The sequence below is a fragment of the Moryella indoligenes genome (assembly GCF_030812885.1).
In the GTDB taxonomy this organism is placed as follows: Bacteria; Bacillota; Clostridia; order Lachnospirales; family Lachnospiraceae; genus Moryella; species Moryella indoligenes.
Genome location: NZ_JAUSTO010000003.1, coordinates 1 through 18,214 on the forward strand (window position 1 = coordinate 1; position 18,214 = coordinate 18,214).

Below are 18,214 nucleotides of genomic sequence, written 5' to 3' on the forward strand. Positions count from 1 at the left end.
AACTGTTATCCCCCTGTATGAGGCAGGTTCCCCACGCGTTACTCACCCGTCCGCCACTCGATCTACCGGATTCCGTCCGAAAACTTCCTCCTGTATCTCTCGTTCGACTTGCATGTGTTAAGCACGCCGCCAGCGTTCATCCTGAGCCAGGATCGAACTCTCTGTTTTAAGTTCTCTCCGGTTCAGATAACGTTGACTTTTCTCAGTTATCTTACCCGTTTTACTTGGTTTGGTTCTTCTTTTGAAATTTCAAAGTGTTACTGAGCTGATCGGTGCAGGCATGAAATCGCAGGCGATTTCATGCTGTGGCTCTCGCCACATATCTGCTTCGGCCCTTCCGGATTCAGAAGCAAGCTTCCTCTCCGTCAGGCCCTCGCAGCTGCCCGGCTCAATAACTCAAATTTCAGGGTTGTGTGTACTGTCTGATCTTTGATTTTCAAGGTCCTGTGCTGACCTCTGTCAGCCGCGCAGAAGGAGGGATTTGAACCCTCGCGCCGCTATTAACGACCTACTCCCTTTCCAGGGGAGCCCCTTCAGCCTCTTGGGTACTTCTGCATAAAGTACGCTGTGCTAAATCTTTGATAACGATTTGTAATTTTCTGCCATTCCCCGGAGTTCACTTCTTTTTCGTGAAACAGCTCATTTAATATACTTGTTCCGTTCCAAAATGTCAACAGGTTTCCACAACTTTTTTATAATGGTTGATTGTAAGCGGAGAGCCGGAGCTCTCCGCTTATCGACATTATCTCCCATCTCATCCCTGTGCTTTTTCCGCACAGTCTTTGCACAGACCGTAGAGCACCGAGCCCTCGCATTGCAGCCGGAAGCCGTGTCCGCTCTTTAAGTGCTCCTCTACCTCATCCATGAAGCCACAGTCCATATGAATGACACGGCCGCAGTGTACACATTTCAGGTGCAGATGCTCCGCGCAGTGCTGTCCCTCCCTCTCAAGCTGATACACTGCCTTCTCGCCCTTTTTAGCCACATATTTGATGACTCTTCGCTCCAGACAGAGCTTATCAAGATAGCGGTAGACCGTTGTCGGGCTGACCGAGAGCCCGCGCTCTGAGAGATATCCCAATATATCCGAAACGCTTATTGTTGAAGCCGAACTCTCCTCAAGACAGCGCATAATCCCCTGACGCGCCTTTGTGCTGTAGCTCGCACTCCTCGGCATAGCTTCCTCCTCCCGACAGAGACAGCACGCTGCTCACAGCACAGTCCCTGAGATAAAATCAATTCTTCTGCCACGCTGCGGCTTATGCCACAGCTCCACAGAAGCTTTGCTTTTATACTACCATGATTCTGTGAGAATTTCATCCCTCCGCTGCGGAATAAAAAACGCGAAAGCCCCGCGCAGCCCGATTTATCCGGGTCGCGCGGGGCAGATGTAGAAGCTTAGTATAAATATTAGCTTAGAAGAGGCCGGTGATTCTTCCGTTCTCGTCGACATCGATGTTCTCGGAAGCCGGAACCTTCGGCAGACCCGGCATCGTCATGATATCGCCGGTCTTAGCTACCAGGAAGCCAGCACCTGCGGAGACCTTGATCTCACGGATCGTGATCTTGAAGCTCTCCGGCGCACCGGTGAGGTTCTTGTTGTCAGAGAAGCTGAACTGCGTCTTTGCCATGCAGATCGGCAGCTTATCAAAGCCGAGCTCCGTGAGTCTCTGCACCTGCTTCTTTGCCTCCGGAGTCAGGACAGCGCCTGCGCCGCGATAGATGTTCTTGACAATTGCATTGAGCTTGGACTCGATGCTCTCTTCAACATCATAAGCGAACTGGAAGTTATTTCCTTCGCCGCTCTCGCAGAGACGGACAATTTCCTTTGCGAGTGCCAGACCGCCCTCGCCGCCCTTGGCCCAAACCTCAGACAGGACTACATTGACGCCAAGCTCCTTGCACTTATCCTCAATGAGCTTCAGCTCTTCCTCGGTATCAAACGGGAAGCGGTTGATCGCAACGACAGTCGGAAGACCGAATACAGTGGTCATATTCTCGACGTGACGAAGCAGGTTCGGAAGCCCCTTCTCCAGCGCCTCAAGGTTCGGCTTGTTGAGATCTGCCTTCGCAACGCCGCCGTGATGCTTCAGAGCGCGAACGGTAGCAACGACGACCGCGCAATCCGGGCGAAGACCGGTCATGCGGCACTTGATGTCGATAAACTTCTCTGCGCCGAGGTCAGCACCGAAGCCTGCCTCCGTGACAGCGTAGTCATTCAGCTTCAGAGCCATCTTGGTTGCGAGCACGGAGTTGCAGCCGTGAGCAATATTTGCGAAAGGACCGCCGTGAATGAATGCCGGGGTGTGCTCAAGCGTCTGAACCATGTTCGGCTTCAGAGCATCCTTTAAGAGCGCCGCCATAGCGCCTGCAGCCTTCAGATCACCTGCAGTGATCGGCTCATTGTCTACATTATATGCAACGATCATTCTGCTGAGTCTGTCGCGAAGATCCTTGATATCTGTCGCAAGGCAGAACACGGCCATGATCTCACTGGCAACCGTGATATCGTAGTGATCCTCGCGGACTCTTCCGTCCGTTCTCTTGCCGAGGCCATTCACGATATTGCGGAGCTGGCGATCGTTCATATCCACCACTCTGTTCCAGGTGATTCTCTTGGAATCAATGCGGAGCGCGTTGCCCTGGAAGATGTGGTTGTCAATAATCGCTGCCATGAGGTTATTCGCTGCACCGATCGCATGGAAGTCACCGGTAAAATGAAGGTTGATCTCCTCCATCGGAACCACCTGCGCATAGCCGCCGCCTGCAGCGCCGCCCTTGACGCCAAAGACCGGTCCGAGAGACGGCTCGCGAAGTGCGCAGGCTGCCTTCTTGCCCAGCTTATGAAGTCCATCGGTCAGGCCAACAGAGGTTGTGGTCTTTCCCTCTCCTGCCGGAGTCGGGGTGATTGCAGTAACCAGAATCAGCTTTCCATCCGGTCTGTCCGCAAGATCCTTCAGCAGATTGTAATCAATCTTTGCCTTGTCCTTGCCGTACTGCTCGATGTACTTTTCGTCAATTCCCTCATACTTTGCAATCTCAGTGATATTCAGGGCCTTGGCTTCCTGAGCGATCTCAATATCTGTTTTCATTGTTTACAATCCTCTTAGTCGTCTATGATTGAAAATACTCCGTCAGTTTCAATTACGCTTCTTACTTTTGATTACAGCCGGTCTGTGAGCTCGCTCAGTGCAAAGATCTCCTTCTCCAGCTTCACAGCCTCATCGTCCAGCTTCTTCACCTTTGCGGTGTACTCAGCAACAAAAGCCTCATCCTTGATGGAGCCAAGGTTGATCTTGACATTGAGACCGGCGCCGATCACAGCGGTTCTCGCGGCCATCGCAGCCACAAGGCCATCTGTAACTGCATTTGTGTTGCCTCTCTCGATCACAGCCTTCGCAAGCGGGAAGATCTTCGCGGCAGTCTCCGCCACGGAATACGGAACCTGCGCAGCACTCTTTAGACCGCTCTGCATCGCAGCGGTTCTCGCAGCCTTCTGCTCGTCTGTGTCCTTCGGCATGCCCATGGCAGCCATGAACTCGTTGAAGGAAGAGCTGTCCTTATCAATCGCCTCAACAAGCTCCTTTCTGATCTCCGCCGCCTTCACTGCAATCTCCTTCATCTCAGCCTCAGCATCCGCATACTTCTTCTTGCCGATGGTGAGACCTGCAACCATTGCCGTCAGAGCAGCACCCAGTGCACCAACCAGAGCAGAGACACTGCCGCCGCCCGGCGCCGGAGCATCAGACTCTGTCACCGCGATAAACTGCTCAACGCTCATATCCTTTAAAAGCTCGCTCATCTCACTCCTCCTCGTCCTCTAACAGCCAGTTCTCCATGATCTGCTTCTTCGCATCGAACTTCATCGGCCCAAATGCGCAGGCCTGCAGATAGTACTCCGCACAGTCGATCAGAGACTGCATCGGAACCAGGCCGACGATCTCACTCTCGATCACATTGACACCGTAGCGTCTCGCCTCCATCTTGACAGCCTCAAATGCGCGATAGATAGCGGTCTTCTCATAGTTTACAAGGTTCATGGAAACCTGCGCAACCGTCTCCTTGCCGGAGTAGTGATCCTTCAGCTCAATGCCGATCGCCTTGACAAAGTGATAGCCGCCGCGGATATTCTTCACAGCGTTTGCAATATTGGTCGCGATCTCCATGTTCGGGGTGTCGAGGTTGATGTTGAATGCAATGAGAGGCATTCTCGCGCCGATTGCAGTGACACCAGCGGTCGGATGAATGTGATCCGGGCCGAAATCCGGAGTCCAGAGCGCCTTGTCCTGAAGCTTCTCTGCCATGCCCTCAAACTGACCCTTACGGATCTTCGCAAGGTTCTGACGGTGCGGAGCAGTCGCAGAATCCTCATACAGAAATACCGGAATCTCATACTTCTCACCGACGAGCTTTGCGACTTCCTTTGCGATCACATCCGCATCCTCAAAGGTGGTGTTGCGGCAGGGAATGAACGGAACCACGTCAACTGCGCCCATTCTCGGATGCTGCCCCTCATGCTTGGTCATATCAATCACTTCCACAGCCACACCGTAGGACTCAACAACTGCATCTCTCAGAGCTTCTGGCTCTCCGACTGCGGTGATCACGCAGCGATTGTGGTTTGTGTCGGTCTGGCAGTCAAGCAGACGCACGCCCTTCTTATTCTTAAAGCAGGCGGCAATCTTTCCAACCTTCTCCATGTCGCGGCCTTCGCTGTAATTCGGTACTGTCTCAAGCAATTTCTTTCCCATTTCAATACCTCCGTTTCTGTCTGACAAACTGTTATGCTGCTATAAATTGTGACGCAGTGCGCCTTCATCAGCGCTACTGACACAATTATAGCCTATAAGCATAGCGGGGTATATAGCATCTGTATGATATTTTGCAGGATTCCCTTTACAAACAGCAAGTCTGCTCATGGCAATTCTTTACGAAACCAGATGAACATGAAAATAATATTTGTGCAATGTGGTTTTATTTAAGACCTCATCTCTCATCCCTGGTTATCGGCCTCTTCTATTTTGCTATCGGCATCGCATATAATGTATTGGATAAAATACATAAATTTTCCAAAATTGACTTGATATATTTATGTCGTATGTTATAATTTATATATCGTTATTAAATTAACGTTAAAGAAATCTCAATATTGCGCAGCTGGCGAAGCAGTGACTTTTTTTCAAGAATACACTGCCGCGTACACCACAAAAGAAAGAGAGAGGTAAGCAGATGAAGGTTGCAGTCGTCGGTACTGGTCTGATGGGTATGGGAATTGCTCAGGTTTTTGCAGCGCACGGTGATCAGGTTGCCATGTGTATCGTCACTGGCAAGGATCCCGAGAAAAAGCAGGCAAAGTTTTCCAAAAATATTCAAAAGCTTGTTGCCAAAGGTAAGATGACACAGGAGAGCTGTGATGAGCTCTGCTCCAGAGTGCATTTTGGCGGACTTGAGATCGCCGCGGATGCCGATCTTGTCATTGAGAGCGCACTGGAGAGCATGGAGGCAAAAATCCAGGTCTTCCAGCAGCTTGACAAAATCTGTGGCCCGGATGCGCTGTTCACAACCAACACCTCCTCCCTCTCCATCACGGAGCTGATGAGTCATCTGAACCGCCCGCTGGTCGGTATGCACTTCTTCAACCCTGCACCGGTCATGAAGCTCATTGAGATCATCCCCGGCATACTTACACCGCAGAACCTCAGCGAGAAGATTTATGAAATCTCCAAGGAGATCGGCAAGGATCCGGTCTATGTACAGGAGGGTCCCGGCTTTGTTGTGAACCGCATCCTGATCCCGATGATCAACGAGGGCATCAGCATCTACGCCGAGGGTCTTGCAAGCGTGGAGGATGTAGACAAGGCGATGAAGCTCGGTGCGAACCACCCCATGGGACCGCTGGCACTCGGCGATCTGATCGGTCTTGATGTATGCCTCGAAGTCATGAATGTTCTCTATAATGAGACTCTTGACAGCAAGTATCGTCCCAACCCGCTGCTGAAGAAGATGGTTCGCGGCGGTCTGCTGGGCAGAAAGAGCGGACGCGGCTTCTACGATTACAGTAAAAAGTAAGTATAACTACGGTATCTCCAGGACCGTGCTCCTCACACCGTCCTGTGGTACAACTATATGGCTTCGGCCACAAAAAACGAAGAGAAGCACCGCGATGCCAGACTCCTCCGGCACCGCGGTGCTTCTCTTCTCTTATCATTAAAATATATAATAAATCTATTCTTTCGACAGGCCACCAAAGCGCCTGCCCTTCGGACAGCAGCAACAGTCGAAGTGCGCTTCTCACTCCTACCGGCGCTCATAATCCAGATTCACCATGAGTTCCCCGGGCTCCGGCTTTCTCTCGATGAGCCCCTGCTCATACATCCAGTCGATATTCTGCTGCCAGCACGCCTCTGTCTGTGACAGGAACGGAGCGTCCTCCTGCTCCATGAGCGGAAGCAGAATCTCTGCACTCTTTCTCTCCACATCGGGACTCAAAGGGAAATTCTCCTCATTCTGATTGTCCAGAAGGATCTGCAGCGATGCCTCCGGGTCCGCCTGAAAGTCCTCAAATCCCCGCTTTGAGGCGCGCAAAAAGGCCCTCAGCACCTCCGGCTCCCTCTGAAGAAGCTTTTCATTCGTCAGAAAGCAGAGCTCGTAAAAATTCGGCACGCCATAATCTGTCAGCGGGAAGTAATTCAGTTCAAACCCTTCTTCCTCGAGCTGCGGAACCTCATGGTTCACAAGGCAGCCGATGGTCGCATCCACAGCGCCTGTTGTCATGGAGCTCATCAGCTCAAAGCCGACATTTTGCAGCGTCACCGCAGAGGGATCCTCTCCGACATCCTTCATGAGTGCCTGCACCATCGCTTCAGAGAGTGCCGTGCCCCCATAGCCCACTGTCCTTCCGACAAAATCCTTCGGACTCTGAATGTTTTTTTCCTTCAGAGAGAGGATGATATTCAGCGGGGTCTGACAGATGGCGCCGATTGATCTGAGACCGATCCCCTGATTCGCCACCGCCTGAATCACATCCTGCTGATAGTAAGCACTGAGCTCCGCCTTTCCCGCTGCCACAAGAGCCAGCCCGTCATTGTCATTTGCCGGAAAGCGAACCTTCACATCCAGCCCCTCATCCCGATAATAGCCGCGCTCGATTGCAGTATAAATGAAGCTGTGAATCGCATTCGGATACCAGTCAAGAACCAGATTCAGCTCGCGAAGCTCTCCCTGCGCCGCGCCTGCTTTGCTTGTCTCCGACTGCCCGGAGCTCTTCGCTTCTCCGGAAGTTCCCGCTGCCATCTCTCCCGCGGCGCTGCCTGCATGATCTGCACTCTGACTGCCGCAGGCCGTAAATCCCAGCGACATAAGCACCGCCCCCGCGAGCAGCACTCCAACTGTAGCACTTCTTCTACTCTTCATCTCTGTTCCCCCCTTATTTTTTCAATCATTTCTCCAATGAATCAGTACAGCTTCGATGCAGCCGACCGCTGCGACCATGAGCATGGCCGCCAGACTCAAGAGAAGCACAGGCGCAAAGACGCCCGCCCCGTCCAGCTGTGTCATCATGCGGCGCGAGAAGTAGCCCAGCCCGCACTGCGCCCCCAGCCACTCCCCGATCGCGGCGCCGATCACCGAGATCGGAACTGCCATCCGCAGCGCCGAGAAGAAATACGGCAGCACCGCGGGAAGCTTCAGCTTGAAAAAGATCTGCCGCCCGCTTGCGCCGAAGCTCAGCATGAGCTCCTTCATATCTGTTCTCACCGAGCGAAACCCGTCATAGACTGTAATTGCCACCGGAAAAAAGGTCATGAGCACCGTCACCAACACCCTGCTCCAAATGGAGTAGCCGAACCAGAGCACAAAGAGCGGCGCGAGTGCCGTAACCGGAATGGTCTGCGAGGCGACAATGAGCGGATACAGGGCCTTCTCCGCCATCGGGCTCAGGTCCATGAGCACCGCCAGTCCCACCCCGAGCAGCACGGAGATGAGCAGTCCGATGAGTACAACCTCCATCGTGGCCGGGAGATGCGCCGCAAACAGCGGCTCCCTGAGCTCCCAGAGCCTTGCAAGGATCTGCTCCGGCGCGGGCAGTATATAGGCCGCGTTGATGCGCCGCGCCGCCACCTCCCAGAGCAGGAGCAGGAAGCATACCAGCGCTGCCGCCGGGCCGTTTTTACAGATAGCTGCCTTCCACTCAGACCTCTTCATGACGGCTCCTTTCTCAAAAGCCGGATGAGCTCTTCCTTCAGCTCTGCCGCCTCCGGACGCTGAAGACTCGCTGCTGTACGCGGAAACGGAAGCGGAACCTCAATTGAGCGAAGCTTCCTGATCGGCGAGGTCTCCACTGCCAGAATCCGCGTCGACAAAAACACTGCTTCCTCGACATCGTGGGTGATAAAGAGCACCGTCTTCCTCTCCCGCTCCCACTGCTTCAGCAGCCATTCCCGCATGGAGAGCCGCGTCAGGCAGTCGAGCGCCGAGAAGGGCTCGTCCAGCAGCAAAAGCTCCGAGCCTGTGAGCAGAGTGCGCGCAAAGGCTGCCCGCTGCCGCATCCCGCCGGAGAGCTCCCGGGGCGCCTTCGCACCCTGCCCGAAAAGCCCGACACTCTGAAGTGCCTCCTCTGTGAGACGATTCATCTCTGCCTGCGTTCTGCCTCTCTGGATCTCCAGCGGGAGGCGCACATTTTCCGCAACGGTTCTCCACGGAAAGAGCAGATCCTGCTGAGGCATGTAGCCACAGTAGCGCCTCCGCCCCGCAATCGGCAGACCATCCACCAGGATCTCTCCCTCCGCCGGAATGAGCAGCTGGTTCACCAGGCGGAATATGGTGCTCTTTCCGCAGCCGGAGGCGCCGATCACCGAGACGAACTCCCCCCGCTGAATCTGAAAGCTCAGGCGGTCAATGATGGAAAAAGCCTCCGATGCGTACTGAAAGCGGACATCGCAAAAGCGGAGCACCGCCTGACCGCTCACGCTCTCTGCTCCCATGCCATATCCCAGAAGGACTGCTCAAAGCGGGAGCAGTTCACAAAAATTTCCGCGAGCTGCGAGAGCTCTGCCTCCGGGCTCTGTTCTGTCAGGCGCTCCATGAGGACTATGAGCTTTTCATTCTCCTCGTGATAGCTGAGAGAGCTGTAGCCCTGCACCCACTCCCCATAGAAGGGATGAGACACGGAGGACGGATACTGCTTCAGAAGTCTTCTGGCAATGTACTCATAGCTCAGTGCACAGGCGAGAATCGCTGCTGTAAGCTCTGCCTCTCCGCCCTCATAGGAAATGCGCAGCATGTAGGAGGTATAGGAGAGATTGTCGAGAGAGGCTCTGCTCTGCTCTGCCTCTTTCTCCGGAATGCCGAGCCGCCGCATGTAGCTGCGGTGCAGCGCCATCTCCCCCTCCATGATCTGATGGATGTAAGCTGCAAAAATACGCATTGACTCCGGCTCCCGCGCCTTCGCCGCGCCGAGCGCGAACACCCGCGCGTACTCAAAGAGATATACATAGTCCTGAAGCATATAGAAGCGGAATCTGTCCTGATTCAGGCTTCCCTCACCGAGCCCCCGCACAAAGGGATGCTTAAGATACCCCTCCCAGATCGGCTCTGCCGCCCTGAGCAGCCGTTCTGTCGTCCGTCCCGCGTGCGCCGCAAAGTTCGGGAGCCGCTGCCCCTCTGCACTCTGTACTGCAAGCAAAGCTCTGTCCATAGCTCCTCCTCTCACAGCTCATGTGAGCCGTAGTTCTCTCCGATATCCCATCCGTGATCCATAGGCCCGGAGCCACTTCCGAGATCCAGCATGGCCGCGAGCGCACCGGAGATATACGCCTTCGCACGCTCCACTGCAAGCGCAAGCTCCGCCCCCTTCGCGAGGTTTGCCGCTATGGCGCTGGAGAGCGTGCAGCCCGTGCCGTGCGTGTTATGATTAAAGATACGCTTTCCCATGAACCAGCGGCAGCCGTTGTCCCGCCACAGGAGATCATTGGCATCGTTCAGGCTGTGTCCGCCCTTCAGCAGTACCGCGCAGGAAAAGCGCCTTCCAATCAGCTCTGCCGCTCTCTCCATGTCCTCCGGGCTTTGAATCTCCATCCCGGAGAGTACCTCCGCCTCCGGAATGTTCGGCGTGAGCACAGTCGCAAGCGGAAGGAGCTCCGTCTTGAGACTCTCCACCGCGTCCTCGCTGATGAGCCTGCTCCCACTGGTCGCCACCATCACCGGATCCACGACAATATGCTCTGCTCTGTAGAAGCGCAGGCGCTCTGCAATCCCCTCAATGAGTCCCACAGAGGAAACCATACCTATTTTCACCGCATCCGGGCGTATATCTGTAAACACACTGTCAATCTGCTGCTTCAGAAATTCCGGAGGGACCTCATAAATCCCCTGCACTCCGGTGGTGTTCTGCGCGGTGAGCGCTGTGATCGCGGAGGTGGCAAAGACGCCATTTGCGAGCATAGTCTTGATGTCTGCCTGAATTCCTGCTCCTCCGCTGGAATCGCTTCCCGCAATGGTCAACGCTGTTTTCATAGTTCTGCTCCTTTCCGGACGAATCTCCTGCCGGGGTAACTCCCGTACACGCAAACGATCCCACAAAAAAGAGAGGAGACGCAGCTGCATCCCCTCTCATACAAGAAGCTGCACCGCCCGGAGCTCCGGGCAGCCGCCTCTCTTCCCTACGTTGGCATTATCCAAATCAGGTGTATGGGTTACGGCAAGGACAGCCGACTCTCAGCCCGGTTCCACCGAGCACCCCTCATCATTCTGTTTTCACGCTTCATCTTAAGGACTTGCGCGGCGAATGTCAAGGCTCAGTTCCTTAAGCCTCTCTCCGATCGTCAGGATCACTGTCTTTTCTTTCTCTGCCGCAGCGTGAACAGAAGGAAGAGCAGACTCAACAGTCCGGCGATCAGAGCATACAGCATATTATCACTCATATCTCCCATCTTAGGCAGTGCTCTCCAGTCCTTCTTCGGCTCTTCCACACTCTCCGCCGCAGGATACTGTAGCGGTATTGCTTCTGACGGCCTGACAGCGTTTTCGCGCGGAGACTCTTTCGGCCTGGTAACCCTCCTCGAAACGCTGGAGCCACCTGAAGATCCGGACGACCTCGGAAGGCTCTTAAGCTGATTGATGAGAATATATCCCTCTTTGGCACTTCCCTCCGTTTTAACATGGAAGCTCTGATTACCTAAGTGAATACCGCCGTCGGCTTCTCCCACTTCTTTCACACTGTACTCATACTTTGTTCCGTCATCCGCAGTCTCCGGCAGATGTTCAAACACTGCTGTCCACTGATTCTCATTGCTCAGAACCCTCACGATACCGGCAGGCTTTCCATTTCTTAAGAGCTCTGCACTCACCCGCTCCGGATGTGATTCAAGCGTCTCGCCCTTCTCATCCTTCCAGCGCTTGCTGACTCTGAGCTCCGTATATTTCAGCTGATAGGTATTGGTGACCGTGAGCCCCTCTGCCTCTGACAAATATTCCGCCGGCGGATTCGGCTCCTTCGCATAATACTCAAATACTCTTCCGCTGGGATCGTACTTCTCAAGCTTTCTTCCCTGCATATCTGTATCGAAGCGTCTGGAGCGGAGCGTTCTGTCCGCAACAAATTCATTTACCTTTTCCTCTATCAGCTCGCCGCTGACCTGATGGCCCTTTCTCCAAAGCTCCAGCTCCACAGAGGGCATGGGTCCGTTGACCCATATTTTTTTCAGCTCCGGAGTTACGTTGAGCTTCTCACCGTCTTCCGGTATGAGGTTCCTGACACGAACCAGCTGTTCACTCTCCGCCTTCCTCAGTGTAAGCACACCGTTTTCGGGCTCGTACTGCGGCTCGTACCCATGTGTCTCCGTCTCCTCCACCTGATACTGACCATAGTAGAGGTTTTCGAGCACTGCCTCCTCTCCTGCCTGAAGCTGCAGCTCCTTCTCGTAGCCGTAGGGGCCGGTTATGCGGAAGGTAAATTTCAGGGCTTCACCGGACTCGGCGGGAATTGCATTGGCTCCCGTGGCAAGCTGTCCGGGCCTTCCATTGCCAAGCGGCTCCTTTTGAATGCGCAGGCTCGCCCGGTTTCCTTCCGGCTCCTTCAGGCGATTCGTGACAGTAAGCCCCCGCTCTTCCTTCTCCCAGTTGTCCAGCCGCAGATCCTCCGGATTGCTGTACAGCTCCTTTACGTAGTAGCTGTACTCCCTTCCGTTGGCATCTGTCCGAAGCTGTCGACCGAAATTGCGCATGCCGTTCTTATCAAGCGGCATCGCCTCCGTGACCCGGACACCGTCTCCTGCGTCGCCGCCCTTTCTCCACAGCTCAAAGCCAAGCTCCGGCCTCTCAACGCTCGGATCCGGTACGTCCCAGAGCTTTCTTGCGATGAGCTCCTCAGTCTCCGGCTGCCGGAAGCTGTTTTTGATATCAATAGACTGCTGATTGACCTGCTCCGGTCTGTCTTTGCGGTAGGGCAGCAGCTTTTTCTCATAGCGAATTTCGCCATAGGACGGCGTGTACAAATTCTTATGAACACCTTCTATGAGCTCCTCCGCAGAGTAGATCCACTGTTTCCATGCGCCAGTCTCATCGTCGTAATAATCATAGTCCAGATCTGTAAACTCCGCCCTGCGCTCTGAGCTTCCGGTAAGCGCCGTCAGCTCCTCCACAGGATGGAAGTCTGCATCTTTCTTTCCACCCGCATCAAAACGGCTCAGCCTGACCTTAAACACAGGCATCGGATCTATATTTGTTCCACCGTCAAAGCTCTTGTTTACAGTGAGCTTCACCCTCGCAGGCTCCACGCGACGGTTTACAACCTGAAGCGGGAGTGCGAGTGCATCCTGCTTCCCCTCCTCTGTGACAGTGACTTTGGGAGCTCCGTCAGGAGCCGCCGGATCCTTCTGAACGCTGATCCGCCATCTGGCGCCGGTTTTCTCATAGCCAAGCCATGCTCCGCTCTCTTCTGCCGGCCTCCCGCCGATTTTTGCATTTTTTACACTTTCCTCAGACAGGCGATAGTCTCCTGTCTTCAGTCCCTCGAATGCAAGATCTCCGTTCTTATCCGTAGACTGAACCGCAACTTTCATGTACACAGGCCCGGCTATATGTTTCTCCAGCCTGAAGCTGACATTCTCCAGTGCATGTCCTCTGTCGTCTGTCTTATGAACAGAGACAGTTGCAGGGCTCGGGCTGTTCACAAAGCGCTTCACAATCTCCGTCGTATCTGTAACCTTGATCTCAAGATTCTTTGCATCCGCTCCCAGCGCAAAGCCCGGCAGCGTCTCGACCTCATTCAGAATGTAGGTTGCTCCGATCTCCAGATCCGCAAAGCGCAGCTCTCCCTTCTCATCTGTGCTGCCCTCCACTGCAACAGCGGCGTCCTGCTTCTTCAAACTAAACCTGACTCCCCGGAGCGCAGAACCGTCCTCCGAAAATTTCAGAATACGAAGACTTCCTCTGGTCTTGCGGTTTTCCCAGCTGAGATGAAGCGCTCCGTCAAAGGATGCCTGATTGGCCTTTCCGGGCAGATCCAGCACCTCCACTCTTCCCGGTACTGTCTCCTCATAACCGGCAGGAATTTTTGTCTCCTTCACCGCATATTTTTTCGACATATCAAATTTGTCGTACTGGAAGACTGCTTTTCCCTCTCTATCGGTCTTCACCGTCTCAAGGGCTTCGCCCGTGATCTTGTTGCCCTCATAGCTATACAGGCTGAGCTCCGCTCCCGGCACCGGCGTCTTCTCCTGATTTGGCTCCACCTTGTCTATGGTGAGCGTCACTCTGGGGTTGGTCGCCTCCAAGCTGTGATAGGTGAAATTATCCCCCGTGGTCTTGAAGCGGAAGGGATGGTAGCTGTTCGCATAACCCGTTCTGGGCTTGCTCTCCCGGATCTCAAAGGTGGCCGCCACCGGCACACTGACTCCGGTCGGAAGCTTCTTCATGCCAAAATCCATGAAGGAAAGCTTTCCCTCCGGCCCGGTCTTCTGAGTTTGAAGCAGCTCTTCACCGCCGTCCTCTTTTATCTCCCACAGCTGAAATTCTGTGTCCTCCAGCGGGTGATGCTCCATGTCCTCCTTCAGAATATCTACGCGGTTGGTGTTCTTCACCGGATAGTTCGGATACACAAGGTAATTGTTGTTGGAGGCCTGACCATTGACGCTCAGCCTGCCGCGTGCGTCGACATGTACCTTCACACGATTGTTTGTCCCGGCATTTTCGTACGCTTTATACCCCTCCGGGGCCTTAGGCTCCGCAATATAATAGTCCGTATCGACATCCAGATCCTGAAAGACCGCCTCGCCTCTTGCATTGGTCGACTGCTCCTTAAGCACTGTTCCATCCTCGGACTGAAGCTCAAGCTGCACGTCTCCAAGACGCTTTCCTGCGCTTGATTTGAGCTTCTCCAGAGCTGTCCTTGACCTCTCCTGCTCGGAGATACTGAACAGCCCCAGATTATACACCAGGAGTGTCGCCTTGTCATTTTTGATGGAACCAAGATCCATATGCGCATTCTTTCCGCCGTTATCTTTAAAGCGGATCTCTCTGGACGCAAAGGGCTGCAGCAGGCCGCGCGGCGTAGTCTCCGTCAGCGTGTACGGATAAACACTGCCAAACATTGGCAGGTTTTCAAAACGGACCAGTCCGGTTTCTGTTGACAGCACAAAGCGCCTCACATGGTTGGCTCCCTCGGGACCGCCCTCAAGCGTAAACCCGGTAAAGGGCAGCGGACGGTTATTGCTGTCCACCTTATAGAATTCCAGCGTGCCTGTGAGCGGTGTCATCGGCACCGGCGTATAGAGCTTCTTGTTCAGCACCTCCACGGTGAGTGAGCCATTTTCTGCCTTCTTAAGCTGCTCTGAGCGGATCAGGGTGTACTGATTCTCAATCTCATAGCCGTCCTTCGTGCTCAGCTCCTCCAGAATATAATCCCGATGGTTCTTCAGCTCATCGAAGAGGATCACTCCATTGACTTTTTTAATGCATTAAACGATATTAAATTCTGTAATAAATTAATATTTTGTATATTTTTTAATATTTATATAGATCTTTGGGCTCTTCACAGAAAACAGGGCAGTTGCACCAATTACTCGGTGCAACCGCTCCGCCAGACAAGCGCTTCTACTTTCACTCAGTGCACATAGACTGTCTCTCCCGCATACACGCGCTTATACAGCTTCTTTGCAAAGCTCAGCGGAAGGTTCACACAGCCGTGACTTCCGGAGCTCTTGTAGATTGTTCCGCCAAACTGTCCGCGCCAGGTCGCGTCATGCAGACCAATCCCTGCATCAAATGGCATCCAGTAGTTGACAAAGCTCGCATACAGGCGCTGAGAGCCGCGCAGCACGCGGTTTCTCTGCTTATAGTTGATCTGAAAGACGCCCTTATGCGTCTCTCTGGCCCGGTTTGGCGTACCCGTGACACAATCGCTCTCCATGATCTTGCGGCCGTTCTCAAAGAGAATGACATGCTGCTTCTCGATATCAATATCAATATAGTCAAGTCCGTAGCCCAGCTGGAACTCCGGATCTGCGGCGATGACAGGAATATAGATCTCCTCTTCCGCGAGTATATGCCGCTCTGCTGAGGAGGGAGAGGCCGTCTCTGCCTCCTCCTCGGGATCGTCCGGAATCAGCGCATTGGACCGACTGGCCGGCCCATACTGCTTCTCGGCTTTGCGCCTTCGCTCCTCCCTCGCCTCAGCGCTCTCCACGTTTTCTATATAAATGCCATCTGTGAGACAGATCGTATCATAGCGCTCTGTCTGTTCTGCCCCGGAAGCACTCTGCGCTGTGTCTGCATCACCCGCGCTCCGCTCCTCCTGAGATGACAGCCTCACTGCCAGCATCTCGGGCTCCGGCACAAGCTCTGCCTCCGCCTCTGCAAGAATGCGCTCCGCCTCCTCCGGAGTCTTCGCACGCTTTGCCTTTCTCTGCGCCTCCTTCAGGAGCTTCTCATTGCTCTTTTCCCTTGCGCGTGTCTGTGCCGCAGTCTCGGGAACCGGAAGCGTGACGCCGAGCTTTGCAGCCAGAATATGCTGAAACAGTACCGTATCTATGATATAGCGCTCTCCCTGCTCTGCACCAAGTGTCTTCAGAGCCGCGTCAAACTGATCCGGAAGTGCATCCGCATAAGCTGTGATCGCCGCTGCGTCAAGCCCTCTTCCGCCGTCTCGCGTCTCGCGAAGCCAGCCGCTCAGGATTGTGCCGTCCAGCTCACGCTCCTCTTCCCCGAGTTTCAAGATGTAGCTGTGGTGTGCGAGCGCATTCTGCTCCGCACATAGCTGACAAAGTACGCTATCCTCTGAGGAGCGCTCTGCCTTTACTGCGAAGCGCTCTGTGAGATCCAGCTCAAGGGCATCCTGAACGGCAGCCTCCTGAATGGCATCCATGATCTCCTTCCGGCCGCCGCGCCAGCCGTCCTCATCCGGCAGCACTGTAAAGCCGCTCTCAGGACTATAATCCGAAATCTTTGCGTCGACAGGCGCAATATCCAGTTGAAAGAGCCCCTGCTCCTCCAAAAGCTCCTCCGCGCGCACCCTGTCAAAGCTCAGATTCTTCCCGCTTGAGAGCTCATGGGAACGAAAGAATTCCAGCGGCCAGAGCAGCGTGTTCTGCCCCGCAAAGCCCTGACGTATCGGTGCATCCTCTGCGACAGAGAGAACCTCCGCGCGCGGAAGCTGATACTGCCGATCCTTCACGCTGACAGTCACAGCCCCCTCTGCCGTCTCTTTCCGAATGCGCTGAAAGGCTTCCTCCGGTGTGAGGTAGGAGGCTTCCACTCCGTCTACCTTTGTGTTTGGAAAGCTGTGCTGCCTAAAATAAGCAGCTCCTGTGCCGTACAGAGCCAGCACAACAGCTGCCGCCGCGAGTCTGATCCTCGTCCACTTCTCCATAAATTCCCCCGTCTTACTGTTCTTTTTCAGAAGAAAAGCCCGCTCCGGAAAATATCTGTCTATCTACGGAAAGGCTCCTGCTCTGTTTTCTAAAATTTATATTTCTACTTTACCATGGAAGGTAGGCAGAGACAACCGGGAGCGCGGCCTTTCCCAAAAGTTTTTTCTTTTTCTTTACTCATTTTTTGAAGGTATGATATATTAGTGCATAAGCTCTTGCGAGGAGCACAGAGCGCATCTCGCAAGGCAACAGAAATAATCAAAAAGTAGGGGGCTGCGAAGCTGCTCACTGCGATTTGTAAGGAGGCTATCTTATGGCACTGATGATTCCGGAAAATTATGACCCGGTTCTCTCCGTCCGGGAGACACAGGAAGCAATCAAGTTTATCCGAGACCTGTTTCAGAAGGAATTCGGACGGCAGATGAATCTGGAGCGCGTGTCTGCACCGCTCTTTGTATCCCGCAGCAGCGGACTGAATGACAATCTGAATGGAATCGAGCGCCCCGTAAGCTTCGACATGCTCTCCATCCCGGGAGAGACCGTCGAGGTCGTGCAGTCCCTCGCAAAGTGGAAGCGCTTCGCCCTGAAGCGCTACGGCTACAAGCCGGGAGAGGGCATCTATACCAATATGAATGCCATTCGACGCGACGAGGATCCGGACAATCTCCACTCCTGCTACGTTGATCAGTGGGACTGGGAGCGCGTGATCCGCAGAGAGGATCGCACGAGAGAGACGCTCGAGGACACTGTACGGCGCATCTATATGGTCATCAAGCACATGCAGCACGAGGTCTGGTATAAGTATCCGAACGCCGTGTACCGCCTGCCGCGGGAGATCAGCTTCATCACCGCGGAGGAGCTGCTTCAGCGCTATCCGGACATGAGCCCGAAGCAGAGGGAAAATGCCATCACAAAGGAATATGGCGCTGTCTTTATTGAACAGATCGGTGACAGGCTCTCGAACGGAGAGCCCCACGATCTCCGCGCACCGGACTACGACGACTGGGCGCTGAACGGGGATATTCTGTTCTGGTTTGAGCCGCTGCAGTGTGCAATAGAAATCTCCAGTATGGGCATACGCGTCAGCGAAGAGTCCCTTGCAGAGCAGCTCGAAAAGGCAGACTGTCAGAACCGCCGGAAATTCACCTATCACAAAATGCTCCTGAACGGCGAGCTGCCCTACACCATCGGCGGCGGCATCGGTCAGAGTCGTCTCTGCATGCTGCTGCTGGGCCGCGCCCACGTCGGCGAGGTACAGGCGAGCATATGGCCCGAGGAAATGCGCCGCCGCTGCGAGGAACACAATATGATACTGCTGTAAAGAAGGAAGAGCCACGCGATCGCGTGGC

General features: G+C 54.2%; 13 protein-coding genes, 1 tRNA gene and 1 rRNA gene. 2 read left to right on the forward strand and 13 right to left on the reverse strand.

Annotated elements, in window-relative coordinates; all coding sequences use genetic code 11:
• The 6 genes from J2S20_RS02825 to ftcD form a co-directional block, all read right to left on the reverse strand.
• Positions 1 to 168, reverse strand: a 16S ribosomal RNA gene (locus tag J2S20_RS02825); the annotation flags it as partial.
• 298 nt (positions 169 to 466) lie between these two features.
• Positions 467 to 555: transfer RNA gene (locus J2S20_RS02830), tRNA-Ser, on the reverse strand.
• 199 nt (positions 556 to 754) lie between these two features.
• A complete protein-coding gene (locus J2S20_RS02835; protein WP_106611689.1) occupies positions 755 to 1,177 on the reverse strand; it encodes a Fur family transcriptional regulator in 423 nt (140 codons plus the stop codon).
• Positions 1,178 to 1,415: 238 nt separating this feature from the next.
• Complete coding sequence (locus tag J2S20_RS02840) at positions 1,416 to 3,092, reverse strand: formate--tetrahydrofolate ligase (RefSeq protein ID WP_307253058.1); 1,677 nt, start codon at positions 3,090 to 3,092, stop codon at positions 1,416 to 1,418.
• A gap of 71 nt (positions 3,093 to 3,163) precedes the next feature.
• Positions 3,164 to 3,802: a cyclodeaminase/cyclohydrolase family protein gene (locus tag J2S20_RS02845; RefSeq protein ID WP_307253061.1), complete on the reverse strand. Its 639-nt coding sequence runs from the start codon at positions 3,800 to 3,802 to the stop codon at positions 3,164 to 3,166.
• 1 nt (position 3,803) lies between these two features.
• On the reverse strand, positions 3,804 to 4,751 hold the full coding sequence (gene ftcD, locus J2S20_RS02850; protein WP_106611685.1) for a glutamate formimidoyltransferase: 948 nt from the start codon (positions 4,749 to 4,751) through the stop codon (positions 3,804 to 3,806).
• 478 nt (positions 4,752 to 5,229) lie between these two features.
• Here ftcD and J2S20_RS02855 point away from each other — a divergent pair, with 478 nt between their 5' ends.
• Positions 5,230 to 6,069, forward strand: a complete 840-nt coding sequence (locus J2S20_RS02855; protein ID WP_307253066.1) for a 3-hydroxyacyl-CoA dehydrogenase NAD-binding domain-containing protein — start codon at positions 5,230 to 5,232, stop codon at positions 6,067 to 6,069.
• 228 nt (positions 6,070 to 6,297) lie between these two features.
• On the opposite strand, the gene J2S20_RS02860 is transcribed toward J2S20_RS02855, so the two are convergent.
• The 7 genes from J2S20_RS02860 to J2S20_RS02890 all read right to left on the reverse strand — a co-directional run bounded on the left by J2S20_RS02860 (position 6,298) and on the right by J2S20_RS02890 (position 16,864).
• Positions 6,298 to 7,413, reverse strand: a complete 1,116-nt coding sequence (locus tag J2S20_RS02860; protein ID WP_307253068.1) for an ABC transporter substrate-binding protein — start codon at positions 7,411 to 7,413, stop codon at positions 6,298 to 6,300.
• A gap of 21 nt (positions 7,414 to 7,434) precedes the next feature.
• Positions 7,435 to 8,202 (reverse strand): ABC transporter permease, encoded by a 768-nt coding sequence (locus J2S20_RS02865; RefSeq protein WP_172463617.1) that lies wholly within the window; start codon positions 8,200 to 8,202, stop codon positions 7,435 to 7,437.
• On the reverse strand, positions 8,199 to 8,981 hold the full coding sequence (locus J2S20_RS02870) for an ABC transporter ATP-binding protein (protein WP_330692734.1): 783 nt from the start codon (positions 8,979 to 8,981) through the stop codon (positions 8,199 to 8,201). Before J2S20_RS02870 ends, J2S20_RS02865 begins: the two co-directional genes overlap by 4 nt.
• Positions 8,963 to 9,694 (reverse strand): thiaminase II, encoded by a 732-nt coding sequence (tenA, locus tag J2S20_RS02875; protein ID WP_106611683.1) that lies wholly within the window; start codon positions 9,692 to 9,694, stop codon positions 8,963 to 8,965. The genes J2S20_RS02870 and tenA overlap by 19 nt, the downstream gene beginning before the upstream one ends.
• Before the next feature lie 11 nt (positions 9,695 to 9,705).
• Positions 9,706 to 10,512, reverse strand: coding sequence for a bifunctional hydroxymethylpyrimidine kinase/phosphomethylpyrimidine kinase (gene thiD, locus J2S20_RS02880; RefSeq protein WP_307253074.1), 807 nt, complete (start codon positions 10,510 to 10,512; stop codon positions 9,706 to 9,708).
• 314 nt (positions 10,513 to 10,826) lie between these two features.
• Positions 10,827 to 14,933 (reverse strand): SpaA isopeptide-forming pilin-related protein, encoded by a 4,107-nt coding sequence (locus J2S20_RS02885; protein ID WP_307253077.1) that lies wholly within the window; start codon positions 14,931 to 14,933, stop codon positions 10,827 to 10,829.
• A gap of 167 nt (positions 14,934 to 15,100) precedes the next feature.
• Positions 15,101 to 16,864 carry a L,D-transpeptidase gene (locus J2S20_RS02890; protein WP_307253080.1) on the reverse strand — a complete coding sequence of 588 codons (1,764 nt, stop codon included), beginning with the start codon at positions 16,862 to 16,864 and terminating at the stop codon, positions 15,101 to 15,103.
• A 314-nt stretch (positions 16,865 to 17,178) separates the two neighbouring features.
• Between J2S20_RS02890 and asnA the strand changes: the two genes are divergently transcribed.
• Entirely contained in the window at positions 17,179 to 18,186 is a 1,008-nt protein-coding gene (gene asnA, locus J2S20_RS02895) for an aspartate--ammonia ligase (protein WP_307253082.1), read from the forward strand.
• Positions 18,187 to 18,214: the final 28 nt, after the last annotated feature.

Excerpts from the sequence above, each read along its gene's own strand:
- J2S20_RS02835 (WP_106611689.1), bottom strand. The coding sequence starts at position 1,177 with ATGCCGAGGAGTGCGAGCTACAGCACAAAGGCGCGTCAGGGGATTATG.
- J2S20_RS02840 (WP_307253058.1), bottom strand. The coding sequence starts at position 3,092 with ATGAAAACAGATATTGAGATCGCTCAGGAAGCCAAGGCCCTGAATATC.
- J2S20_RS02845 (WP_307253061.1), bottom strand. The coding sequence starts at position 3,802 with ATGAGCGAGCTTTTAAAGGATATGAGCGTTGAGCAGTTTATCGCGGTG.
- ftcD (WP_106611685.1), bottom strand. The coding sequence starts at position 4,751 with ATGGGAAAGAAATTGCTTGAGACAGTACCGAATTACAGCGAAGGCCGC.
- J2S20_RS02855 (WP_307253066.1), top strand. The coding sequence starts at position 5,230 with ATGAAGGTTGCAGTCGTCGGTACTGGTCTGATGGGTATGGGAATTGCT.
- J2S20_RS02860 (WP_307253068.1), bottom strand. The coding sequence starts at position 7,413 with ATGAAGAGTAGAAGAAGTGCTACAGTTGGAGTGCTGCTCGCGGGGGCG.
- J2S20_RS02865 (WP_172463617.1), bottom strand. The coding sequence starts at position 8,202 with ATGAAGAGGTCTGAGTGGAAGGCAGCTATCTGTAAAAACGGCCCGGCG.
- J2S20_RS02870 (WP_330692734.1), bottom strand. The coding sequence starts at position 8,981 with ATGGGAGCAGAGAGCGTGAGCGGTCAGGCGGTGCTCCGCTTTTGCGAT.
- tenA (WP_106611683.1), bottom strand. The coding sequence starts at position 9,694 with ATGGACAGAGCTTTGCTTGCAGTACAGAGTGCAGAGGGGCAGCGGCTC.
- thiD (WP_307253074.1), bottom strand. The coding sequence starts at position 10,512 with ATGAAAACAGCGTTGACCATTGCGGGAAGCGATTCCAGCGGAGGAGCA.
- J2S20_RS02890 (WP_307253080.1), bottom strand. The coding sequence starts at position 16,864 with ATGGAGAAGTGGACGAGGATCAGACTCGCGGCGGCAGCTGTTGTGCTG.
- asnA (WP_307253082.1), top strand. The coding sequence starts at position 17,179 with ATGGCACTGATGATTCCGGAAAATTATGACCCGGTTCTCTCCGTCCGG.